The organism is Streptomyces sp. NBC_01267, assembly GCF_036241575.1.
Lineage (GTDB): Bacteria > Actinomycetota > Actinomycetes > Streptomycetales > Streptomycetaceae > Streptomyces.
Genome location: NZ_CP108455.1, coordinates 4,174,402 through 4,193,658, shown reverse-complemented (window position 1 = coordinate 4,193,658; position 19,257 = coordinate 4,174,402). Strand labels below are relative to the sequence as shown.

Below are 19,257 nucleotides of genomic sequence, written 5' to 3'. Positions count from 1 at the left end.
CTGCCCGTGCACAGCACCCGGGTCCCGCACACCGAAGCCGGCAGCCCTGGCGTCGGGGGGGTGTATCGCCAGGGCTGCCGGGGTCGCGGGTGCCGTCAGGCGTGCAGGCCCTTGCTCGCGAGCCAGGTCATCGGGTCGATCGGGTCGCCGCCGCCGGGGCGGACCTCGAGGTGCACATGCGGGCCGGTGACATTGCCGGTGGCGCCGACGCGACCGATGACCTCGCCGGTGCTGACCTTCTGGCCGGCACTGACGGACATCGAGGACTGGTGGCAGAACCACAGCTCGGTACCGTCGTCGAGCGTGATGACCGTGCGGTAGCCGTACGACCCGGCCCAGCCCGCCGACTTGACCGTGCCGCTGTGGACAGCCTTGATCGGGGTGCCGGTGGGGGCCGCGAAGTCGAGGCCGGTGTGGTGACCGGAGGACCACATCGAGCCGCCGTCACCGAAGCGCGAGGTGAGGGTGTACGAGGAGACGGGGAGCGAGTAACTGGCGGCCAGCTTCGCGAGCCGTTCCTTCTCGGCCTTGGCCTTGGCCTCCGCCTCGGCCTTCTTCTTGGCGGCCTTCTCCTTGGCGTCCGCCTCTTCCTGCTTCTTCGCGGCCTCGGCCGCAGCCTTCTCCGCGGCTGCCTTCTCGGCTGCCGCCTTGGCCTCGTCCTCGGCCGCGCCCTGCTGCTGTTCGGCCTGCTGGAGGATGCGTGCGCGGAGCGCTTCACCGGCATCGGCGCCGCCCTTGCCGGTGACGAGCGACGCGTGGGTGACGGTGGCCGTACCGCCGTTGTCCGACGAGTCGCCGCCGTTGTCCGACGAGTGGCCGCCGAGGTCGGAGATCAGCGCACCCACGCCGGGCAGCGACTCGGCCTCCGGGAGCTTGTCCTTGACGGACTGCGGGAGGTCGGGGAGGGATATCGAGACCGGCGGCTTGCTCTGCGCGCTGGCCATGCCGCCCGCGCCGACCGCCGCGATCACGCCGACGCCGAGAACCGTCGAGCTGCGGGCGAGACCGTTGCGCTGCTTCGCCACCCGGTGCTTGCCGCGGACCGGCCGGACGGAATCCTCGGTGGGGTTCCATTCGTCGAAGGTCCCGCCGTCGTCACCACCGAACCCGAGAGCATCGTCATTCGGGAAGTACAGCGTTTCGGGGGCAGGGTTGTTGGACGCCACGGAGGCGCACTCCTTTCCTTCCTTACCGCCTACCGGGTTAGCTGACGGGTTCGGAGCAGGAAGGTCTCCTACGGGCAGCCCCTCACGAAGCGGCCCGATTCACCCCAATTGGTGGTTCCCCGGTTCCCTTGCGGGATTCGGCGCGTGCGCACGGTGCCGCCTCTTGCGACGACTGGGACGACCGCGCTGCGTTATCGAACGTTAATAGACGCGGGTACCGGATTCCAAGCTGTTCCCACTGATCGTTAACGGCTTTGGCCTCCGTTAACCGGGACAGAGCCGGGCAGATCGGGGTGACTTGATCCCCCCTCAGGAAACATCGAAATTCTGACCGTGCGTCAAATGTTATGCGGAGTGGAGTACGCCGACTACGGATTGTGTCCGGCAGCTCGCACGATCCCCATCATCCGCCGCCGGTCCGGCTGCCCCTCCATCGGACGCTCCACCGCGAGCAGCGCCATGTCGTCCGTGGAGTGCCCGCCCGTGTGCAGCCGTACGTCGTCGGACAGCGCCGTCAGCAGCTCCTCGGGCCCGGGGAAGACCCGGCCGCGCAGCCGCTCCTGCGGGTCGTAGAAGACCCCCTCGGTGTTCCGCGCCTCGGAGAGCCCGTCGGTGTACATCAGCAGCGTGGCCCCCGGCGGGAACGGCGACTCGTCCGCCCGGTCCGGCCAGGCCGCCAGATCCGACAGTCCCAGCGGCAGCGCGGGGTCGCCCGGCGCGAGTACGTCGAGGCTGCCGTCCACGTACAGCAGCAGCGGCTCGGGGTGGCCCCGGTTCAGCAGCCGGATCAGGTCCTGCCGGCCACGCGGGATCTCGGCGAGCGCCGCCGTGGTGAACCCTTCGAAGGCGTCGAGCCCCTCCCGGCGCACCCCTTCGCGGGTCAGCGCGCGCTCCAGGCGCTGGGCGACCTCCTCGATCGTGGCCTCCTGCTCGGCGGCCTCCCGGAACGCGCCGATCACCACGGCCACGGCCTCGACCGCACCCAGTCCCTTGCCCCGGACGTCACCCACCACCAGCCGGACCCCGTACGGCGTGTCCTGTACGGCGAAGAGGTCCCCGCCGATGAAGGTCCCGGCCTGCGCCGCCTCGTACCGGGCCGCGATGTGCAGCCCGCCGATCCGCTCGGAGGGCACCGGCAGCACAGCCCGCTGGGCGGTCTCGGCGACGACCCGCGCCGACGCCAGCTGCTCGCCGCTGCGCTGGATGACCCGGTTGATGAGGAGGGCGATGGCAGCCACCGTGACGACGGTGACCTGCTCGGTGATGGATGTTCCGGTGGTCTCGGTGCCGTTGGTCGCGCGCAGCCCCGCGATGCCCGCGACCGCGATCACCCCGGTCACCAGCGTGCCCCGGAACGAGAAGAACGGGGCGGCCATCACCGGAGCGGCGGCGAAGAACGGGGCGGCGGTGAAGGTCGGCGGGGTCAGCACATCGAAGAGCACCCCGCCGACGATCAGCACGGCGGGCAGCACCCGGAGGAACCGGCGCGCTCTGCCCCTGCTTTCTCGCTGCCCCACCAGTGGTCTCCTGCCCGGTCCGTACCGCGGCGGACGGTACCGCGCTCCTCCCAGGCTGGCCGCAGCCGTGCCGGTCGGCGATTCGGCCACGGCCAAGTGGGGGAGCGCAGCACGGGGGCGGAAACGCCCGAAGGCCCGGCACATGATGTGCCGGGCCTTCGTTCACAAGTAGCGGGGACAGGATTTGAACCTGCGACCTCTGGGTTATGAGCCCAGCGAGCTACCGAGCTGCTCCACCCCGCGTCGGTAGATACAACTCTACGGCATGCGCGGGGCGCCTCGAACCATTTACCGGCGCCGCTTCCCCACCGGGACGGGACATCGCCAGGGATCCGGGCCGCGTCGTCCGGGGCGAGGAGGGCGACGGCGCTGCCCGCGCGCTTCCGCCGCGAGCGGTCCACCCTGATCGGCCGCCCTTCCGGCCGTGCCGTGCTGCGCCACCTCCTCGACCGGATCGGTGTCGCGGTCGACAACGAGCAGCGCGCCGAGCTGTAGCTGTACCGGGTGCACATCGCCGAGCGCCCCGACGGCGACTGCGAGGACCTGGAGACCGTCCGGCTGCGGCCGGCCCGGGAGTTGGCCCCGGCGCGGGTACCGCACCGGATGATCGGCATCCGAGACCCGTCCCCCGTGTGGCCGGTCTCAGCCGGCGTTCGCACCGTTGGCGCGACGGCCACCGAGGTAGGTCGTGACCCGGTAGGCATAGCCGGCCGGAGTGAGATAGAGGGCGTGACCGGTCGCCCCACGGGGGTCGCCGGGAGGCACCTCCACCCAGCCGAGGAGGACGGACCGCGGGGTCGGCACCCTCACCTCGGCGAGATTCGCTATCACCTCGGGGGCGATCGACACGGCGTGCAGCTCGAACTGCCCTGCGTTCTCCGACAGTTCGCTGTTCTCCGTCTGGGTACACGTTGCGATGCTCATGACTTCTCCTGGCGATCAGTTGGATTCCGGCGGCACCGGGGCTCCGAGCCCGTCCCGAAAGCCCCGGACTCATGAGGCCTTCGTCCTGCACCCGGCCGCCCGTCATCGACGGCAACCGACCGGTTCCAGGCTGTGACCACGATTGGGCTCAGCGTAAACGGGAGGTCAAGAGGGCCACTTGAAAGGCTCAAGTCCCGTGAGCCTTCCGGCCCGGCGGGTGCCGATGGGTTCCACCGTGCCGGAACCATCCTGAAGCCGGCCTGAAGCAGCCTGAAGCCGCCTTCAGGTTCGGTCGGCACGGCTGTGTACGTACACGGATTGCACCGCCGAGCAGGTCCCGGAAACGACGGAACCCCCGTTGACGCTGGTCAACGAGGGTTCCGAAGGTGATGCAGCCGGTAGACCGTGTGGGACTCGAACCCACAACCAATGGATTAAAAGTCCACTGCTCTGCCAATTGAGCTAACGGTCCGTGCTTGCGCACCCCACGAGCATAGCGGGAGCGAGGCGGGCAGCCGATCGGGTATCCGTTCCCGGGCCCGTCGGCGGTGGCCCCGGTCATCGTACGGCCGGATCAGCGGGCGGACACCGGGGCGTCGTACGGGGACGGAAACGGAAACGGGCCCGTCCGGGGAGGACGGGCCCGCTTCAGCAGGTCACAGGTTCACACCTGGCCCGGTGTCAGCTGTTGCGCTTCCAGCGGGGCTTGTCGTCACGGCGGCCGAAGGAACCGGTGCCGGTACCCGTACCCGTCGTGCGGTGGTCGTCACGGCGGCCGGTCGGACGGTCGGCGCCACCGGAGCGGAAGCCGCCGGTCGGCCGGTCGTCACGGCGGTCACGGTTGAACGGACGGTCGCTGCCACGGTGTCCGCCGGTGGGGCGGTCGTCGCGGCGCTGGAAGCCACCACGGTCACCGGACGGACGGTCGTCACGACGCTGGAAACCACCACGGTCACCGGACGGACGGTCGTTGTCACGACGCTCGCCACCACGGAAACCACCCGACGGACGGTCATCACGACGGAAACCACCACGGTCACCCGACGGACGGTCGTCACGACGCTGGAAACCACCACGGTCACCGGACGGACGGTCGTTGTCACGACGCTCGCCACCACGGAAACCACCCGACGGACGGTCATCACGACGGAAACCACCACGGTCACCCGACGGACGGTCGTCACGACGCTGGAAACCACCACGGTCACCACCACGGTCGTCACGGCGCTGGAAGCCACCGCGGTCACCACCACGGTCGCCGCCGCGGTATCCACCACGGTCGCCGCCCCGGTCGTCACGGCGTCCGAAGCTGCCGCGGTCGTCGCGACGCTCCTCGCGCTGCTCCGCCCTCGGCTGCGCCGGTACGGCCGCCGCGGCCAGCTCGGCCTCGGTGGCAGCCGCCAGCTCGGCGACAGCGGCCTCGGGGTCCTCGCCACGCTCACGGGCCGCGCGCGCCACCAGGCGGTCGGCCTCCTCGCGCAGCTCCGTGGCACGGCGCTGGATGCGCTCCAGCTCGCGGGTGAGCTCCTTGGCCTCGCGCTCCGCCTGCTTGGCGGCGTTGTTCGCGGAGTCGGCCTGGACCTCGGTCAGCGAACGGGCGCCGGTGATCTCGGCGACCTCGGGCTCGAAGACCCCGGCCCCCTGGACGATGTGGCGCGCGGCGTCGACGCCCGCGTCCTCCATCAGCCGGAAGATCTGACGGCGCTGGTGCGGCAGCGACAGCGACACGACGACGCCGGACTTGCCGGCACGGGCGGTACGGCCCGAACGGTGCAGGTAGTCCTTGTGGTCACCGGCCGGGTCCACGTTCAGGACCAGGTCGATGCCGTCGACGTGGATACCGCGGGCGGCCACGTCGGTGGCGACGAGGGCGTTGACGTAGCCCTTCTTGAAGTCTTCCAGGACGCGCGTACGGGCACCCTGCGTCATGCCGCCGTGCAGGGCGTCGGCCTTGACGCCCGACTCGACGAGCTGCTCGGCGATACGGTCGGCGCCCAGCTGCGTACGGACGAAGATGATCGTGCGGCCCTTGCGGGCGGCGATCGCGGCCGTGACCGGCGCCTTGTCCTTCGGCTTCACGACGAGGACGTGGTGCGACATGGTCGAGACGTTGCCCTGGGCGCTGTCGACCTCGTGGCTGACCGGGTCGGTCAGGTAACGCTTGACCAGCGTGCCGATCTCGTTCTCCATGGTGGCGGAGAAGAGCATGCGCTGGCCGCCGCCGGGGATCTGGTCGAGCAGCTCGGTGACCTCGGGCAGGAAGCCCAGGTCGGACATCTGGTCGGCCTCGTCGAGGACGGCGACCTGGACGGCCGCGAGCGAGCAGGCGCCACGGTTGATGATGTCGCGCAGTCGGCCCGGGGTGGCGACGAGTACGTCGACGCCACGCTCCAGGGCGTAGATCTGGTTGGACATGGACGTACCGCCGCAGACGACCTTCATCTTCAGGCCGAGCACGTCGCCGTACGGCTGGAGCGCGTCCGCGACCTGCATCGCGAGCTCACGGGTCGGGGTGAGGATGATGCCGCGCGGCTTCTTCTTCTCGGTGTGGCCGCCGGAGAGGGCGGACAGCAGCGGGAGTCCGAAGGAGAGGGTCTTGCCGGAGCCGGTACGGCCGCGGCCCAGGATGTCCTTGCCGGCCAGGGCGTCCGGGATGGTCGCGGCCTGGATCGGGAAGGGCGCGGTGACGCCGTTCTGGGCGAGCTTGCGGACGATGCCGTCGGGGAGACCGAGGGACCCGAAGGTCACGGTCGGCTCGGCGGGCTCGGCCTCGTCCTCGGTGACGGCCTCGGCGGGCTCGTCCGTGGCGGCAGCCTCGGTGTCGGCGTCGGTGGTGTCGGCGTCGGTGGTCTCGACGACGGTGTCGGTGGCGGTGTCTTCGGCCACTACGGCCTCGACGAGGGCCTCTTCGACCTCGACCACGACAGCCTCGGCGTCGGCGACGATCTCGTCGTTCTCGGGCATGACGGCGTGGTCAGAACTGGAATTGGACATGCGAAATGCGAAACCTTCCGGAGTCTCGGCACGCGCCCATAACTCCGTGAATCGCTATTTCGACCGCCTCAATGCGGTCCAGTCACGGTAAGGGAGAGTACGCGCCTCGGGACGCTCTTCGTCTCTTGACGATCAAGAAACACAATGGCGTCGGGCAATGGGATCAAACGATCTACTACCATACTCACCCTCCCCCCTTCCTGGCAAACCGAGCTTCGGAGACCCCCTCCGAGGCTCGCCGCCGAGGCCCTGTTCGAGCCCTGCCTAAACCGGTTCCACCTGCGGAGATGCAACCGGGACGGCCATCGCGCCGGTCCGGCGCCGCCTGCTCTCGACCGGCGGCGGTGGTGACGTGGCTCCCGGCGCGGAGGTGCTCGGTTCGGGGTCCGGGCTCGTCTCCGGTGGTTCCGAGGGCGGCGGGGGCGGAGGCGGATCGATCACAGGCGGCGCCGACGGCCTGCCGCCGGGGGCCGAGGGCTCCCCCGGGTGGGGCCGGGGCGCCCCCGAGGCTCCGTCGGCCCGGCCGCTGGGCGACGGCGAGGCGCCGTGCTCCTTCCCGGCTCCGGCTCCGGCGTCGCGACCCTTCCCGTCCGTTCCCCGGACCCGGTGCACCCCGCCCCCGTCCGGGGCCGCCGCACCGTCCGGTCCGGCGTCCGCCCGGTGCGACGCCCCCTTCGAAACCGAGGGCGTCGGCTTTCCGGGATGGTCGGTCACGCTCACACAGCCCGCCGAGGCCGCCACCGCCATCACGGCGGCGGCCAACCGGGCAGGGACGGGCAACTGGCGCACGGGGCGCACCTCCGGGGAAGGGGGTGAGGGCTCTCAGTGCCCAACTCCCGTGGCCCCGAAAGGGACACGCCCGCACCGCTTCCCGTACGCCGACGCCACTTCCCGTACGCCCGCGTCGCTCCGGCAACCCCGTGCCGGTCCGGCACCGCGCCCCCCTCAGCCGTACCCGAGCGCGTGCAGCCGCTGGTCGTCGATCCCGAAGTGGTGGGCGATCTCGTGCACCACCGTGATCTCGGTCTCCGCCACCGCCTCCTCCCGCGAGGCGCACATCCGCAGCGTCGGCCCCCGGTAGACGGTGATCCGGTCCGGCAGGACGCCCGCGTACCACTCGCCGCGTTCGGTCAGCGGCGTCCCCTCGTAGAGCCCCAGCAGTTCCGGGTCGTCGGCGGCGGGCTCGTCCTCGACGAACACCGCGACGTTGTCCATCAGCCGCGTCAGCTCCGGCGGGATGCGGTCCAGCGCCTCGGCGACCAATTCCTCGAACTGCTCACGCGTCATCTCCAGCACCCGCCCATTGTCCCGTGGTTCCCCCGTGCACGCCGAGCCCGATCGGCCGCTCCGCGTCCCGGGCGTACGGCACCCGTGGCCACGGCCCTCGGTGCCCGGCGGGCAGCGGGCACCCCCCTCGCCGATTGGGTTTGGCTGACACCGAAACGCCGTAGTACAGTCTCCGACGTGCCCGAGGGCGCCGGTCAGGGGCTTGACCGTTCGGAGATCGAAGAGGTCGAAGAAGAAGCGGAACCTCTTGAGGGGGAAGCGGAGTCACAAGCTTCCAGGGACACGGAAGCAGCGACACCAGTAGTTCTGCCCTCATCGTCTAGTGGCCCAGGACGCCGCCCTTTCAAGGCGGTAGCACGGGTTCGAATCCCGTTGGGGGCACGCACCACACTGTGCGACACTTAGTCGCACAACAGCTTGGTCCTGTGGAGCAGTTTGGAGTGCTCGCCACCCTGTCAAGGTGGAGGCCGCGGGTTCAAATCCCGTCAGGACCGCTGCAGCTCGCATGTGCTGCGTGGCTGGGTAGCTCAGTTGGTACGAGCGATCGCCTGAAAAGCGATAGGTCGCCGGTTCGATCCCGGCCCCAGCCACCTTTGAAAGGCTCCGGTCAGTTAACTGGCCGGAGCCTTTCGCGTACCCGATTCCCGTCCGCCCGGGTGCTGATGACGCCGGAGCCAGAAGACGGCACAGGACACCAGCGACCACGCGGCCAGGACCAGGAACGGGAACGGGTGCTGGTAGTGCCGGAAGTACACCGCCGCGTGCTGGGCGTTGACCGAGGCGCCCGGCGGCAGCCACTGACCGATGTGCCCCAGGGTCGAGGGGAGCAGCGGCCAGGAGACCGCGCCGCCCGACGACGGGTTGCCGAGCAGCACCATCAGACCCCAGGTGGGGATCAGCGCCCAGCGGCCGATGAGGCTGTTGAACATCGTGAAGACCATGCCGGTCGTGAACATCGTGAACGCCAGGATCAGCCAGGACTCCACGAACGGCAGGTCCAGCGCACCCAGCAGCCAGTCGACGACAGCCGCGATGGCGAACCCGCCGAGCAGGGCGTTGGCCATGATGCAGGCGATGCGTTCGGCCGGGTCGAGGCCGCGGGCGTGCACCGAGAGCTGGATCGCGCCGACGAAGCCGATGATCACCGCGGCGAGCGAGACGTAGAAGATCGCGAGCCCGCGCGGGTCGCCCTTCTGGAGCGGCTTGATGTCCGTCACCAGTACGGGGACACCGGTCGCCTTCGCCACCGCCGGCGCGGACTCGGCGAGGACCTGCGCGACCGAGGCCCCGGAGGCCGAGGAGAGGTCGAGCCGGACGTGTCCGGCCCGCACGTCGACGATCGCGAAGACCTTCTGCTGGTCCACGGCCTGCCGCGCGTCGGCGACCGTGGAGTAGGTGTGCAGCCGGAGCGAGGTGTTGAGCGCCTTCTCCATCCCGCCGATGAACCGCTGCCCCGCCGGTGACCGGTACGCGCCCACGACCGCGGTGGGCACCCGGTGCGGGGTCGGGTTCGCCATGAAGTAGGTGTACGAACCGGCGAAGGTCCCGGCCGCCGCCGACAGGATGAACAGCAGCACCGTCGCCGGCAGGAAGGGCGACGCGCGGAACGCCTCCCACCGCTCGCGGCCGGTCGGGCGACGCGCGGGATGGGCACCGTGGTGTTCCGTCTGAGGCGGCATGAATTCACGCTAAACCACACGCAACAGACATACGCGTCCAGAACCTGACACTCAAATCCGTTCGCCAGTGGGTTGCACCGGGTGAGATCCTGGGACAGGTATGTCTACTTCCTTCGCTGATATCCAGGCCACGCTCAACGAGCTGTCGCTGCGCGACGCGCACCGGCTCGGCCGACGCCTGGAGGGCGCCCGCCGTATCCGTAAACCAGAGGCCCGGCAGGCCGCGCTGGACCAGATCGCCGCCGAGGCGGAGAAGTCCGCGGGGCGGCTGGCCCGCCGGGCCGCCCGGGTGCCCGCCGTCAGCTATCCCGAGCAGCTGCCGGTCAGCCAGAAGAAGGACGAGATCGCCGAGGCGATACGGAATCACCAGGTGGTGATCGTCGCGGGCGAGACCGGGTCCGGCAAGACGACCCAGATCCCCAAGATCTGCCTGGAGCTGGGCCGCGGCGTCCGGGGCATGATCGGCCACACCCAGCCGCGCCGGATCGCCGCCCGTACGGTCGCCGAGCGCATCGCGGACGAGATGAAGACCCCGCTGGGCGAGGCGGTCGGCTGGAAGGTCCGCTTCACCGACCAGGTCGACCAGGACGCCACCTTCATCAAGCTGATGACCGACGGCATCCTGCTCGCGGAGATCCAGACGGACCGCGAGCTGCGCGCGTACGACACGATCATCATCGACGAGGCCCACGAGCGGTCCCTCAACATCGACTTCCTGCTGGGCTATCTGGCGCAGCTGCTGCCGAAGCGGCCGGATCTGAAGGTCGTCATCACCTCGGCCACCATCGACCCCGAGCGGTTCGCGCAGCACTTCGGCGGCTTCGCCTCGGTGGACATGACGGACGGCAGGGCCGGGTCCGGGGCGCCGATCGTGGAGGTCAGCGGCCGTACGTACCCGGTCGAGGTCCGCTACCGCCCGCTCCTCGAAGAGGACGGCGAAGACGGCGACCGCGACCAGATCACCGCGGTCTGCGAGGCCGTGGACGAGCTCCAGGGCGAAGGCCCCGGCGACATCCTGGTCTTCCTCTCCGGCGAGCGCGAGATCCGGGACACCGCCGACGCGCTGAACAAACGGAACCTGCGGTTCACCGAGGTGCTCCCGCTGTACGCCCGGCTGTCGCACGCCGAGCAGCACCGGGTGTTCCAGCGGCCCTCCGGCGGTGTGACGAGACGGGTGGTGCTGGCCACCAACGTCGCCGAGACCTCCCTGACCGTCCCCGGCATCAAGTACGTGATCGACCCGGGCACCGCCCGTATCTCCCGCTACAGCCACCGCACCAAGGTCCAGCGGCTGCCCATCGAGCGGATCTCGCAGGCCAGCGCCAACCAGCGCAAGGGCCGCTGCGGCCGTACCTCCGACGGCATCTGCATCCGGCTGTACGCGGAGGACGACTTCCTCACCCGCCCGGAGTTCACCGACCCGGAGATCCTCCGGACCAACCTGGCGTCCGTCATCCTCCAGATGACCGCGGCCGGGCTCGGCGACATCGAGAAGTTCCCCTTCATCGACCCGCCGGACCACCGCAACATCCGCGACGGTGTGCAGCTCCTCCAGGAGCTGGGCGCGCTGGATCCCAAGGAGAAGGACCCCAAGCGGCGGCTCACCCCGGAGGGCCGCAAGCTCAGCCAGCTCCCCGTCGACCCGAGGCTGGCACGGATGGTCCTGGAGGCCGACCGGAACGGCTGTGTCACCGAGGTCATGGTGATCGCCGCCGCGCTCTCCATCCAGGACCCGCGCGAGCGCCCCGCGGAGAAGCAGACACAGGCCGACCAGCAGCACGCCCGCTTCAAGGACGAGACGTCCGACTTCCTGGCCTTCCTGAACCTCTGGCGCTACCTCCGCGACCAGCAGAAGGAGCGCGGCTCCTCCAGCTTCCGCCGGATGTGCAAGCAGGAGTACCTGAACTTCCTGCGCATCCGTGAGTGGCAGGACATCTACGCGCAGCTGCGTTCGGTGGCCAGGACCATGGGCATCCGCCTCAACGAGGAGGACGCCCCCGAGCAGTCGGTGCACGTCTCGCTGCTGGCCGGGCTGCTCTCGCACATCGGGCTCAAGGACACCGAGAAGAACGAGTACCTCGGCGCCCGCAACGCGAAGTTCGCGATCTTCCCCGGCTCGGCGCTCTTCAAGAAGCAGCCGCGCTTCATCATGTCCGCCGAGCTGGTCGAGACCTCACGGCTGTGGGCCAGGGTCAACGCGAAGGTCGAGCCCGAGTGGATCGAACCGCTCGCCGGGCACCTGCTGAAGCGCACCTACAGCGAGCCGCACTGGGAGAAGGACCAGGCGGCCGTGATGGCGTACGAGCGCGTCACGCTGTACGGCGTCCCGATCGTCGCCCAGCGCAAGGTCAATTACGGCCGGATCGACCCGGAGACCAGCCGGGAGCTTTTCATTCGCAACGCACTGGTCGAGGGCGACTGGCGCACGCACCACAAGTTCTTCGCGGACAACCGCAAACTCCTCGCCGAGGTCGAGGAGTTGGAGCACCGCGCCCGGCGCCGCGACATCGTCGTGGACGACGAGACGCTCTTCGACTTCTACGACGAACGCATCCCGGAACACATCGTCTCCGGCGCGCACTTCGACTCCTGGTGGAAGCAGAAGCGGCACGAGGCGGGCGGGGAGCCCGAGGTGCTCGACTTCGAGCGCTCGATGCTCCTCACCGAGAAGGCCGGCTCGGTCACCAAGGACGACTACCCGGACTCCTGGCGGCAGCGGAATCTCAAGTTCCGGGTGACGTACCAGTTCGAGCCGGGCGCGGACGCGGACGGCGTCACCGTCCACATCCCGCTCCAGGTGCTCAACCAGGTCACGCCCGAGGGCTTCGACTGGCAGATCCCCGGGCTGCGCGAGGAGGTGGTCACCGAGCTGATCCGCTCGCTGCCCAAGCCGATCCGCCGCCACTACGTGCCCGCGCCGAACTACGCCGGAGCCTTCCTGGACCGGGCGGTCCCCCTCCAGGAGCCGCTGCCGCTGACACTCGCCCGCGAGCTCCAGCGGATGGTCGGCGTCCCGGTCGCGGCCGGGGACTTCGATCTCTCCCGGGTGCCGGACCACCTGAAGATCACGTTCCGGATCGTCGACGAGCGGCGCCGCAAGCTGGCCGAGGACAAGGACCTGGAGGCGCTGAAGCTGAAGCTGCGCCCCAAGGCCCGTCAGGCCCTCTCCAAGGCCGCGGCGGCGACGGCGGGACCGGCGGGTGAGTCCGTCGAGCGCACCGGCCTCACCGACTGGACGATCGGCACGCTCTCGCGCGTCTTCGAGACGAGGCGGGCGGGCCAGCCGGTCCGCGCGTTCCCGGCCCTGGTCGACGCGGGCACGTCCGTCTCCGTACGGCTCTTCGACACCGAGGCCGAGCAGCAGCAGGCGATGTGGCAGGGCACCCGCAGGCTCGTCCTGCTCAACATCCCGGTGAACCCCGCCAAGTTCGCCTCGGACCGGCTCAGCAACCAGGCGAAGCTCGCGCTGTCCCGCAATCCGCACGGCTCGGTGCAGGCCCTCTTCGAGGACTGCGCGACGGCGGCGGCGGACAAGCTGATCGCCGACCACGGCGGGCCGGCGTGGGACGAGGAGTCGTACCGCAAGCTGTACGAGAAGGTACGCACCGACCTGGTCGAGCTGACCATCAGGACCGTCGACCAGGTCCAGCAGATCCTGGCCGCCTGGCAGGCCGCCGAACGCCGGCTGAAGGCCACCACCAGCCTGGTGCTGGTCGCCAACCTCACCGACGTGCGCACCCAGTTGGCGACGCTCATCAAGCCGGGTTTCGTCACCGCGACCGGGCTGCGCAGGCTGCCCGACCTGATGCGTTACATGGTCGCCGTGGACCGGCGCCTCCAGCAGATGCCGACGGCCGTCCAGCGGGACACCACCCGGATGGAGAAGGTCCACGAGATGCAGGACGAGTACGCCTGGCTGCTGGAGCAGCTGCCGCAGGGGCGGCCCGTCCCGCAGGAGGTGACCGACATCCGCTGGATGATCGAGGAGTTGCGGGTGAGCTACTTCGCGCACGCCCTCGGCACGGCGCAGACCGTCTCGGACAAGCGCATCGTGAAGGCCATCGACGCGGTGGTCGCGGCGGTCCGCTGACCTGTTCCGCAGCCGGTTCGACCAGGGCCTCGGGCTCCTGTACAGTTCTGTCTCGCAGCCAAACGAACATCGGCTGCGAAACCTGGTCCTGTGGAGCAGTTTGGAGTGCTCGCCACCCTGTCAAGGTGGAGGCCGCGGGTTCAAATCCCGTCAGGACCGCAGTAGAGAAGCAGTACAGAACGGCCCGCATCCCCACCGGATGCGGGCCGTTCTGCTGTCCGGCCCCGTGCGCCGCCCCCACGGGGCCGTGCACGCGTCTTGACGACGGCTTCCCCTCACGGGTACTCAGACAGCTGGGGACCCGGCGGGAGGCGGCGTATGGCGGCGGCTACGAGACATGAGACCCGGGCACTGCTGCGCGCCCATCTGGCCGCCGCCCAAGGGCGTACGGGCTACCGGCACCTCACCCGGCACTGTCCGGTCTGTCACCGGCTGCTGCGGCTCGCCATGGAGCCGCCGGCGGACGGCGGGGCGGCGCCACGCGGATGACCCGACAACCCGTTGCCCGGCGCCCGCCCGGTGGCAGACTCGGGTTTGGCAAGGGGCGAGCCGTGTGACGGGTGTCACGTAAAGAGTTTTGAGAACGAGTGAACTTACCCCTCTCTTACAACACCCCAATTTAATATGTGCAATTGCACTACTGTGCGAGGCGTAACCGGCGGCACACGCCCCGCCCCCAAACGGGCCCCTACAACGGGACGACGGGGCGGAATCGGACGCCCCCCGGCGGGCCGTGGAACCCCGCCCCGCAGCCGCCCGGAGGCGCATCGGAGCAGGCAGACGGCCCTGCGGCAGCCCCTCCGGGCGGGCCATGACACAAAAAAATCGCGCTGGACCCGGCGGAGTCCAGCGCGATCGAAGACAGAAATCCGTTGGGGCGGACGGCCGTCAAGTGGAGCCAAAGCGGAGCGAACCAGGTTGGGGGACCTGGAAACGCCCGATTTATCGGGGTGTTCAGGCCTCGCTGCGCTGCTGCGGAATACCCGCCAGCAACGCACGGACCTCTGCCTCGCGGTACCGGCGATGCCCACCCAGCGTTCGGATGGACGTGAGCTTGCCCGCCTTCGCCCAGCGGGTGACCGTCTTCGGGTCCACGCGGAACATCGTGGCAACCTCAGCCGGGGTCAGCAGCGGCTCGGCATCAGGGGTGCGAGCGGTCATGAGCGGCCTCCTCGGGAGAACCGAACCATCTCGGTTCTTTCCTCTAAATTCTGCACCTTGACCCGCGTTGCCCGAAATGGCGGACGCGAGCCGAGTCGGTTATAGGACGAACGGCTTGTCCTCGGCACTACAACTACACCATCCGTCCAGCCACGTCGGCCAAACCGATGGAATTGCCCTCTCAGGTGTTCATCAGCGGCGGAAGCCCGATGGACCATGCCATAGCGGACAGTCACACCACAGTAACGATCAGTAACATGGCGATCAGGAGTCAACAGACCCCCCCTATAGAGTGCAATGCCGAGCAATCCGCCCTTACTTGGACGGAAGGAGCCCTCCCCGGGCTCCTTGTCCTATTTTGACACGAGGGTAGGGGATGGGCGCAAGGCCCCGGTAAGTGCGGTCCATCACGCTTGACGCAAAGGCCCGGATCGGGACCTAGGTCCCCACCGCCGTCCGTGGCCCTGTGCGCGCCCCGGACGGACGACCCGTCAGTTCGCGGTCTGCCGCTCCCGTACGGCCCGCCAGCGGACAGCCAGCCGCTCGTACGCCGCATCGGCCGCCGCCTCGTCGCCCGCGCGCAGCGCGGCGACCGCGGCCGTCACGTCCGCGGCCGACCGGTCCTCCGCCAACTGCGCCTCGGGCAGGGCGTGCACCAGGCCGCCGTAGTCGAGTTCGACCAGCGACCGGGGATGGAACTCCTCCAGCCACCGTCCGACCTCCACCAGGCCCTCGGTGAGCGGGCCTTCCTCGAAGTGCTCGCGGAGCGTCTTCAGCGACCGGGCCAGCCGGCGCCTCGCCTGCACCATCGGCGTCCGGTACCGGAGCACGGGCGGCAGCCGCACCGCGCCCCCGGCCTCCCCGGTGGAACCGCCCTTCGCGTACTCCCGCTCCTCGTCGTCGAAGAGCGTGAACCAGCGGACCGGGACATGCCACACCGTCGTTCTGATCCAGGGCCGCGCGTCCGGGTTCCGCTCCTGCCAGCGCTCGTAGTCGGCCGCGGCCTGCCGGCGCACCACCGGGGGCAGCACCACGTCCAGGACGGGCGCCGGGTACTGCTCCTCCAGCGCCTCCAGGGCCTGCCAGCCGCGCAGCCGGGTCCGCCACGGGCAGACGCAGACCACCCCGTCCAGCTCGGCCACGAACGCCTCGGCGCTCTCGTGCACCGGGACCGCGACCGGTGGCGTCGGCACCAGATCCGCCAGCGAGCGCCGGAGTTCGTCCTGCGCCGTCGGCAGGTCGGTCCGGCGCGCGTAGCGGGCCCAGTGGCCGCGCTCGGACTCCGGGAAGGCCGCCAGGGGCTCGTACACCCGCAGGTAGGACGTATAGGGGACGATCACTGAGGACACCACCGCCATGAGGTGATCGTCCCACGGCACCGCACCACGAGGGGGTGATCCTGCGCACTGCGCCTGATCTACGGACGCGTAGGCCCTAATCTGCTGCCAAGCAGGGCCTTCTCCACCCGTAAGAGGGCTCTCCATCCTTCGCCGCTTCGTACTTGGGAGTCACCACCGTGACCGTTGTGACCGGCGTCCCTGACAATGTCGATGTGCTGCACACCCTGTTCCACTCGGATCAGGGGGGACACGAGCAAGTCGTGCTCTGCCAGGACCGCGCCACCGGCCTCAAGGCCGTGATCGCCATCCACTCCACCGCCCTGGGCCCCGCCCTCGGCGGTACGCGCTTCTATCCGTACGCGAGCGAGGAAGCGGCCGTCGCCGACGCGCTGAACCTGGCTCGCGGGATGTCGTACAAGAACGCCATGGCCGGACTGGACCACGGCGGTGGCAAGGCCGTGATCATCGGCGACCCGGAGCTGATCAAGACCGACGAACTGCTCCTGGCGTACGGCAGGTTCGTCGCCTCGCTCGGCGGGCGGTACGTGACGGCCTGCGACGTCGGCACCTACGTCGCGGACATGGACGTGGTCGCGCGGACCTGCCGGTGGACCACCGGCCGCTCCCCCGAGAACGGCGGTGCGGGCGACTCCTCGGTGCTCACCGCGTTCGGCGTCTACCAAGGCATGCGGGCCAGCGCCCAGCACCTCTGGGGCGATCCGGCGCTGCGCGGTCGCCGGATCGGCGTCGCAGGCGTCGGCAAGGTCGGCCACCACCTGGTCGGGCACCTGCTGGCGGAGGGCGCGGAGGTCCTGGTCACCGACGTGCGGGAGGACTCCGTACGCCGTGTCACGGACAAGCACCCCGGCCTGGTCACCCCGGTCGCCGACACCGAGGCGCTGATCCGTACCGAGGGGCTCGACATCTACGCCCCGTGCGCCCTGGGCGGCGCGCTCGACGACCACTCCGTGCCGGTGCTCACCGCGAAGGTGGTGTGCGGCGCCGCCAACAACCAGCTCGCGCACCCGGGTGTCGAGAAGGACCTCGCGGACCGCGGGATCCTCTACGCCCCGGACTACGTGGTGAACGCGGGCGGCGTCATCCAGGTCGCCGACGAACTGCACGGTTTCGACTTCGACCGCTGCAAGGCGAAGGCCGCGAAGATCTTCGACACCACGCTGGCAATATTCGCACGTGCGAAGGAAGACGGTATCCCGCCGGCCGCCGCGGCGGACCGGATTGCCGAGCAGCGGATGGCCGAGGCGCGCAGCCACTGACGGTGCACGGGCGCTGACCCGCTGTCGGGGAGACGTGACTCACCCCCGTCGGCGGGTCGGCCGCCCGGAAGAGGCTAAAATCGCAGCTGACCAGCGAGGACGGGGCTCCTCGCCGGTTCTGTGAAGCGGCGCTACCTGTGGGCGGCGTACCGTATGGCCGCGGAAGCAGGTACCGTTGAAGCCCTACGGACCGGACTCTTCACGGAGAGTCCGTTCCGAATCATGAACGGGTGTCAAGACTCTGGGGCCGTCGAGCCCCGTCACCGAGGGGGTCGAGCCATGGGGCGCGGCCGGGCAAAGGCCAAGCAGACGAAGGTCGCCCGCCAGCTGAAGTACAGCAGCGGCGGAACGGACCTGTCGCGTCTGGCCAATGAGCTGGGCGCATCTCCTACGAGTCAGCCACCGAACGCGGAGCCGTTCGAGGACGACGAAGAGGAAGATGACCCGTACGCACAGTACGCGGATCGTTACAACGAGGATCAGGACGAGGACGACGAGTCCGGTCCTTCGTCTCAGCGCCGCGGCGCTTGACGTACAGACCTCACACAGCAGTCACCGAGCACAGTCGCGGTGCGGACTCCGGTCGGCACTGTCACCCGACCCGGTCCAGGGCTTCCGCCCCGGGCCGGGTTCTGTGCTGTCCCGGTCCGTACCGCCGGCCCGGTCCCGTCGGTCGTCACGCCCGGCCGTGGTGCCGGGCGCTCCGTCCGTCGGGGCTGCCTACTTGGCGTAGTCCCCGGTGAGCTCGGCGCCCGAGGTGCGGTCGCCGCGCTCGGTGATCTCTCCGGCCACCCAGGCGTCCAGGCCCCGGTCGGCGAAGGTCGCCAGCGCCGCGTCCACGGACTCCCCGGGAACGACGGCCATCATGCCGACGCCCATGTTGAGCGTCTTCTCCAGCTCCAGCCGCTCCACCTGTCCGGCCTTGCCGACCACGTCGAAGACGGCGCCCGGCGTCCAGGTCGAACGGTCGACGGTGGCGTGCAGGCCGTCCGGGATGACCCGGGCCAGGTTGTTGGCGAGCCCGCCGCCGGTGATGTGGCTGAAGCCGTGCACCTCGGTCGTCCGGGTCAGCGCCAGGCAGTCCAGCGAGTAGATCCTGGTGGGCTCCAGCAGTTCCTCGCCGAGGGTCCTGCCGAACTCCGCGATCTCCCGGTCCAGCGTCCAGCCGGCCCGGTCGAAGACGACGTGACGCACCAGCGAGTACCCGTTGGAGTGAAGTCCGGACGACGCCATCGCGATGACCACATCGCCCTGGCGGATCCGGTCCGGGCCGAGCAGCCGGTCGGCCTCGACCACGCCCGTACCGGCGCCCGCGACGTCGAAGTCGTCCTCGCCGAGCAGGCCGGGGTGCTCGGCGGTCTCGCCGCCGACCAGCGCGCAGCCGGCCAGCACACAGCCCTCGGCGATGCCCTTCACGATCGCGGCGACGCGCTCGGGGAAGACCTTGCCGACGCAGATGTAGTCGGTCATGAAGAGCGGTTCCGCACCGCACACGACCAGGTCGTCGACGACCATGCCGACGAGGTCGTGGCCGATGGTGTCGTACACACCCATCTTGCGGGCGAGGTCGACCTTCGTCCCGACGCCGTCGGTGGCCGAGGCCAGCAGCGGACGCTCGTACCGCTTCAGGGCGGAGGCGTCGAAGAGACCGGCGAAACCGCCGAGGCCGCCCATGACCTCGGGGCGGCGGGTCTTCTTCACCCACTCCTTCATGAGCTCGACGGCGCGGTCACCGGCTTCGATGTCGACGCCCGCGCTCGCGTAGCTGGCACCGGTGCCCGCGTGCGGCGCACGCTCGGAAGATTCAGCAGACATGACGATG

The 19,257-nt window shown here is 69.8% G+C and carries 13 protein-coding genes, 6 tRNA genes and 1 riboswitch; of the genes, 8 read left to right on the top strand and 11 right to left on the bottom strand.

Features of this window, described 5'->3' with window-relative positions:
* Positions 1–95: 95 nt before the first annotated feature.
* The 7 genes from OG709_RS19310 to OG709_RS19280 all read right to left on the bottom strand — a co-directional run bounded on the left by OG709_RS19310 (position 96) and on the right by OG709_RS19280 (position 7,897).
* Positions 96–1,166, bottom strand: coding sequence for a M23 family metallopeptidase (locus OG709_RS19310; RefSeq protein WP_250306252.1), 1,071 nt, complete (start codon positions 1,164–1,166; stop codon positions 96–98).
* A gap of 11 nt (positions 1,167–1,177) precedes the next feature.
* Positions 1,178–1,319, bottom strand: a riboswitch (cyclic di-AMP (ydaO/yuaA leader).
* A 215-nt stretch (positions 1,320–1,534) separates the two neighbouring features.
* Positions 1,535–2,683 carry a PP2C family protein-serine/threonine phosphatase gene (locus OG709_RS19305; protein ID WP_323136615.1) on the bottom strand — a complete coding sequence of 383 codons (1,149 nt, stop codon included), beginning with the start codon at positions 2,681–2,683 and terminating at the stop codon, positions 1,535–1,537.
* Between the two features lie 169 nt (positions 2,684–2,852).
* Positions 2,853–2,926: transfer RNA gene (locus OG709_RS19300), tRNA-Met, on the bottom strand.
* Between the two features lie 399 nt (positions 2,927–3,325).
* Positions 3,326–3,607, bottom strand: a complete 282-nt coding sequence (locus OG709_RS19295) for a hypothetical protein (protein WP_266641665.1) — start codon at positions 3,605–3,607, stop codon at positions 3,326–3,328.
* 399 nt (positions 3,608–4,006) lie between these two features.
* Positions 4,007–4,079 (bottom strand) — tRNA-Lys (locus OG709_RS19290).
* Positions 4,080–4,288: 209 nt separating this feature from the next.
* Positions 4,289–6,601 carry a DEAD/DEAH box helicase gene (locus tag OG709_RS19285; RefSeq protein ID WP_266641667.1) on the bottom strand — a complete coding sequence of 771 codons (2,313 nt, stop codon included), beginning with the start codon at positions 6,599–6,601 and terminating at the stop codon, positions 4,289–4,291.
* 945 nt (positions 6,602–7,546) lie between these two features.
* Complete coding sequence (locus OG709_RS19280) at positions 7,547–7,897, bottom strand: metallopeptidase family protein (RefSeq protein WP_250306286.1); 351 nt, start codon at positions 7,895–7,897, stop codon at positions 7,547–7,549.
* A 299-nt stretch (positions 7,898–8,196) separates the two neighbouring features.
* Between OG709_RS19280 and OG709_RS19275 the strand changes: the two genes are divergently transcribed.
* The 3 genes from OG709_RS19275 to OG709_RS19265 all read left to right on the top strand — a co-directional run bounded on the left by OG709_RS19275 (position 8,197) and on the right by OG709_RS19265 (position 8,478).
* Positions 8,197–8,269, top strand: a tRNA-Glu gene (locus OG709_RS19275).
* A 38-nt stretch (positions 8,270–8,307) separates the two neighbouring features.
* Positions 8,308–8,382 (top strand) — tRNA-Asp (locus tag OG709_RS19270).
* A gap of 22 nt (positions 8,383–8,404) precedes the next feature.
* Positions 8,405–8,478: transfer RNA gene (locus OG709_RS19265), tRNA-Phe, on the top strand.
* Between the two features lie 21 nt (positions 8,479–8,499).
* Here the strand turns inward: OG709_RS19265 and OG709_RS19260 are convergent.
* Positions 8,500–9,567, bottom strand: coding sequence for an ABC transporter permease (locus tag OG709_RS19260; RefSeq protein WP_250306287.1), 1,068 nt, complete (start codon positions 9,565–9,567; stop codon positions 8,500–8,502).
* Between the two features lie 100 nt (positions 9,568–9,667).
* Here OG709_RS19260 and hrpA point away from each other — a divergent pair, with 100 nt between their 5' ends.
* The 3 genes from hrpA (at position 9,668) to OG709_RS19245 (ending at position 14,146) form a co-directional block, all read left to right on the top strand.
* On the top strand, positions 9,668–13,657 hold the full coding sequence (gene hrpA / locus OG709_RS19255) for an ATP-dependent RNA helicase HrpA (RefSeq protein ID WP_250306288.1): 3,990 nt from the start codon (positions 9,668–9,670) through the stop codon (positions 13,655–13,657).
* 84 nt (positions 13,658–13,741) lie between these two features.
* A tRNA-Asp gene (locus OG709_RS19250) sits at positions 13,742–13,816 on the top strand.
* 159 nt (positions 13,817–13,975) lie between these two features.
* Positions 13,976–14,146, top strand: a complete 171-nt coding sequence (locus OG709_RS19245; RefSeq protein WP_250306289.1) for a DUF6274 family protein — start codon at positions 13,976–13,978, stop codon at positions 14,144–14,146.
* Between the two features lie 465 nt (positions 14,147–14,611).
* Here OG709_RS19245 and bldC read toward each other — a convergent pair whose 3' ends face one another.
* Both bldC and OG709_RS19235 read right to left on the bottom strand, forming a co-directional pair.
* On the bottom strand, positions 14,612–14,818 hold the full coding sequence (gene bldC, locus OG709_RS19240; RefSeq protein ID WP_003949541.1) for a developmental transcriptional regulator BldC: 207 nt from the start codon (positions 14,816–14,818) through the stop codon (positions 14,612–14,614).
* A gap of 491 nt (positions 14,819–15,309) precedes the next feature.
* On the bottom strand, positions 15,310–16,176 hold the full coding sequence (locus tag OG709_RS19235) for a hypothetical protein (protein ID WP_329167122.1): 867 nt from the start codon (positions 16,174–16,176) through the stop codon (positions 15,310–15,312).
* 158 nt (positions 16,177–16,334) lie between these two features.
* On the opposite strand from OG709_RS19235, the gene OG709_RS19230 reads away from it, so the two are divergent.
* On the top strand, positions 16,335–17,435 hold the full coding sequence (locus OG709_RS19230) for a Leu/Phe/Val dehydrogenase (RefSeq protein WP_329167120.1): 1,101 nt from the start codon (positions 16,335–16,337) through the stop codon (positions 17,433–17,435).
* 279 nt (positions 17,436–17,714) lie between these two features.
* Positions 17,715–17,966, top strand: a complete 252-nt coding sequence (locus tag OG709_RS19225; protein ID WP_164263978.1) for a DUF3073 domain-containing protein — start codon at positions 17,715–17,717, stop codon at positions 17,964–17,966.
* 189 nt (positions 17,967–18,155) lie between these two features.
* Here OG709_RS19225 and purM read toward each other — a convergent pair whose 3' ends face one another.
* Positions 18,156–19,250: a phosphoribosylformylglycinamidine cyclo-ligase gene (gene purM, locus OG709_RS19220; RefSeq protein WP_250306294.1), complete on the bottom strand. Its 1,095-nt coding sequence runs from the start codon at positions 19,248–19,250 to the stop codon at positions 18,156–18,158.
* Positions 19,251–19,257 lie beyond the last annotated feature (7 nt).

What these genes read in the sequence shown, in the direction of transcription:
- OG709_RS19295 (WP_266641665.1), bottom strand. Translation starts at nt 3,607, where the DNA reads ATGAGCATCGCAACGTGTACCCAGACGGAGAACAGCGAACTGTCGGAG.
- OG709_RS19285 (WP_266641667.1), bottom strand. Translation starts at nt 6,601, where the DNA reads ATGTCCAATTCCAGTTCTGACCACGCCGTCATGCCCGAGAACGACGAG.
- OG709_RS19260 (WP_250306287.1), bottom strand. Translation starts at nt 9,567, where the DNA reads ATGCCGCCTCAGACGGAACACCACGGTGCCCATCCCGCGCGTCGCCCG.
- hrpA (WP_250306288.1), top strand. Translation starts at nt 9,668, where the DNA reads ATGTCTACTTCCTTCGCTGATATCCAGGCCACGCTCAACGAGCTGTCG.
- OG709_RS19245 (WP_250306289.1), top strand. Translation starts at nt 13,976, where the DNA reads ATGGCGGCGGCTACGAGACATGAGACCCGGGCACTGCTGCGCGCCCAT.
- bldC (WP_003949541.1), bottom strand. Translation starts at nt 14,818, where the DNA reads ATGACCGCTCGCACCCCTGATGCCGAGCCGCTGCTGACCCCGGCTGAG.
- OG709_RS19235 (WP_329167122.1), bottom strand. Translation starts at nt 16,176, where the DNA reads ATGGCGGTGGTGTCCTCAGTGATCGTCCCCTATACGTCCTACCTGCGG.
- OG709_RS19225 (WP_164263978.1), top strand. Translation starts at nt 17,715, where the DNA reads ATGGGGCGCGGCCGGGCAAAGGCCAAGCAGACGAAGGTCGCCCGCCAG.
- purM (WP_250306294.1), bottom strand. Translation starts at nt 19,250, where the DNA reads ATGTCTGCTGAATCTTCCGAGCGTGCGCCGCACGCGGGCACCGGTGCC.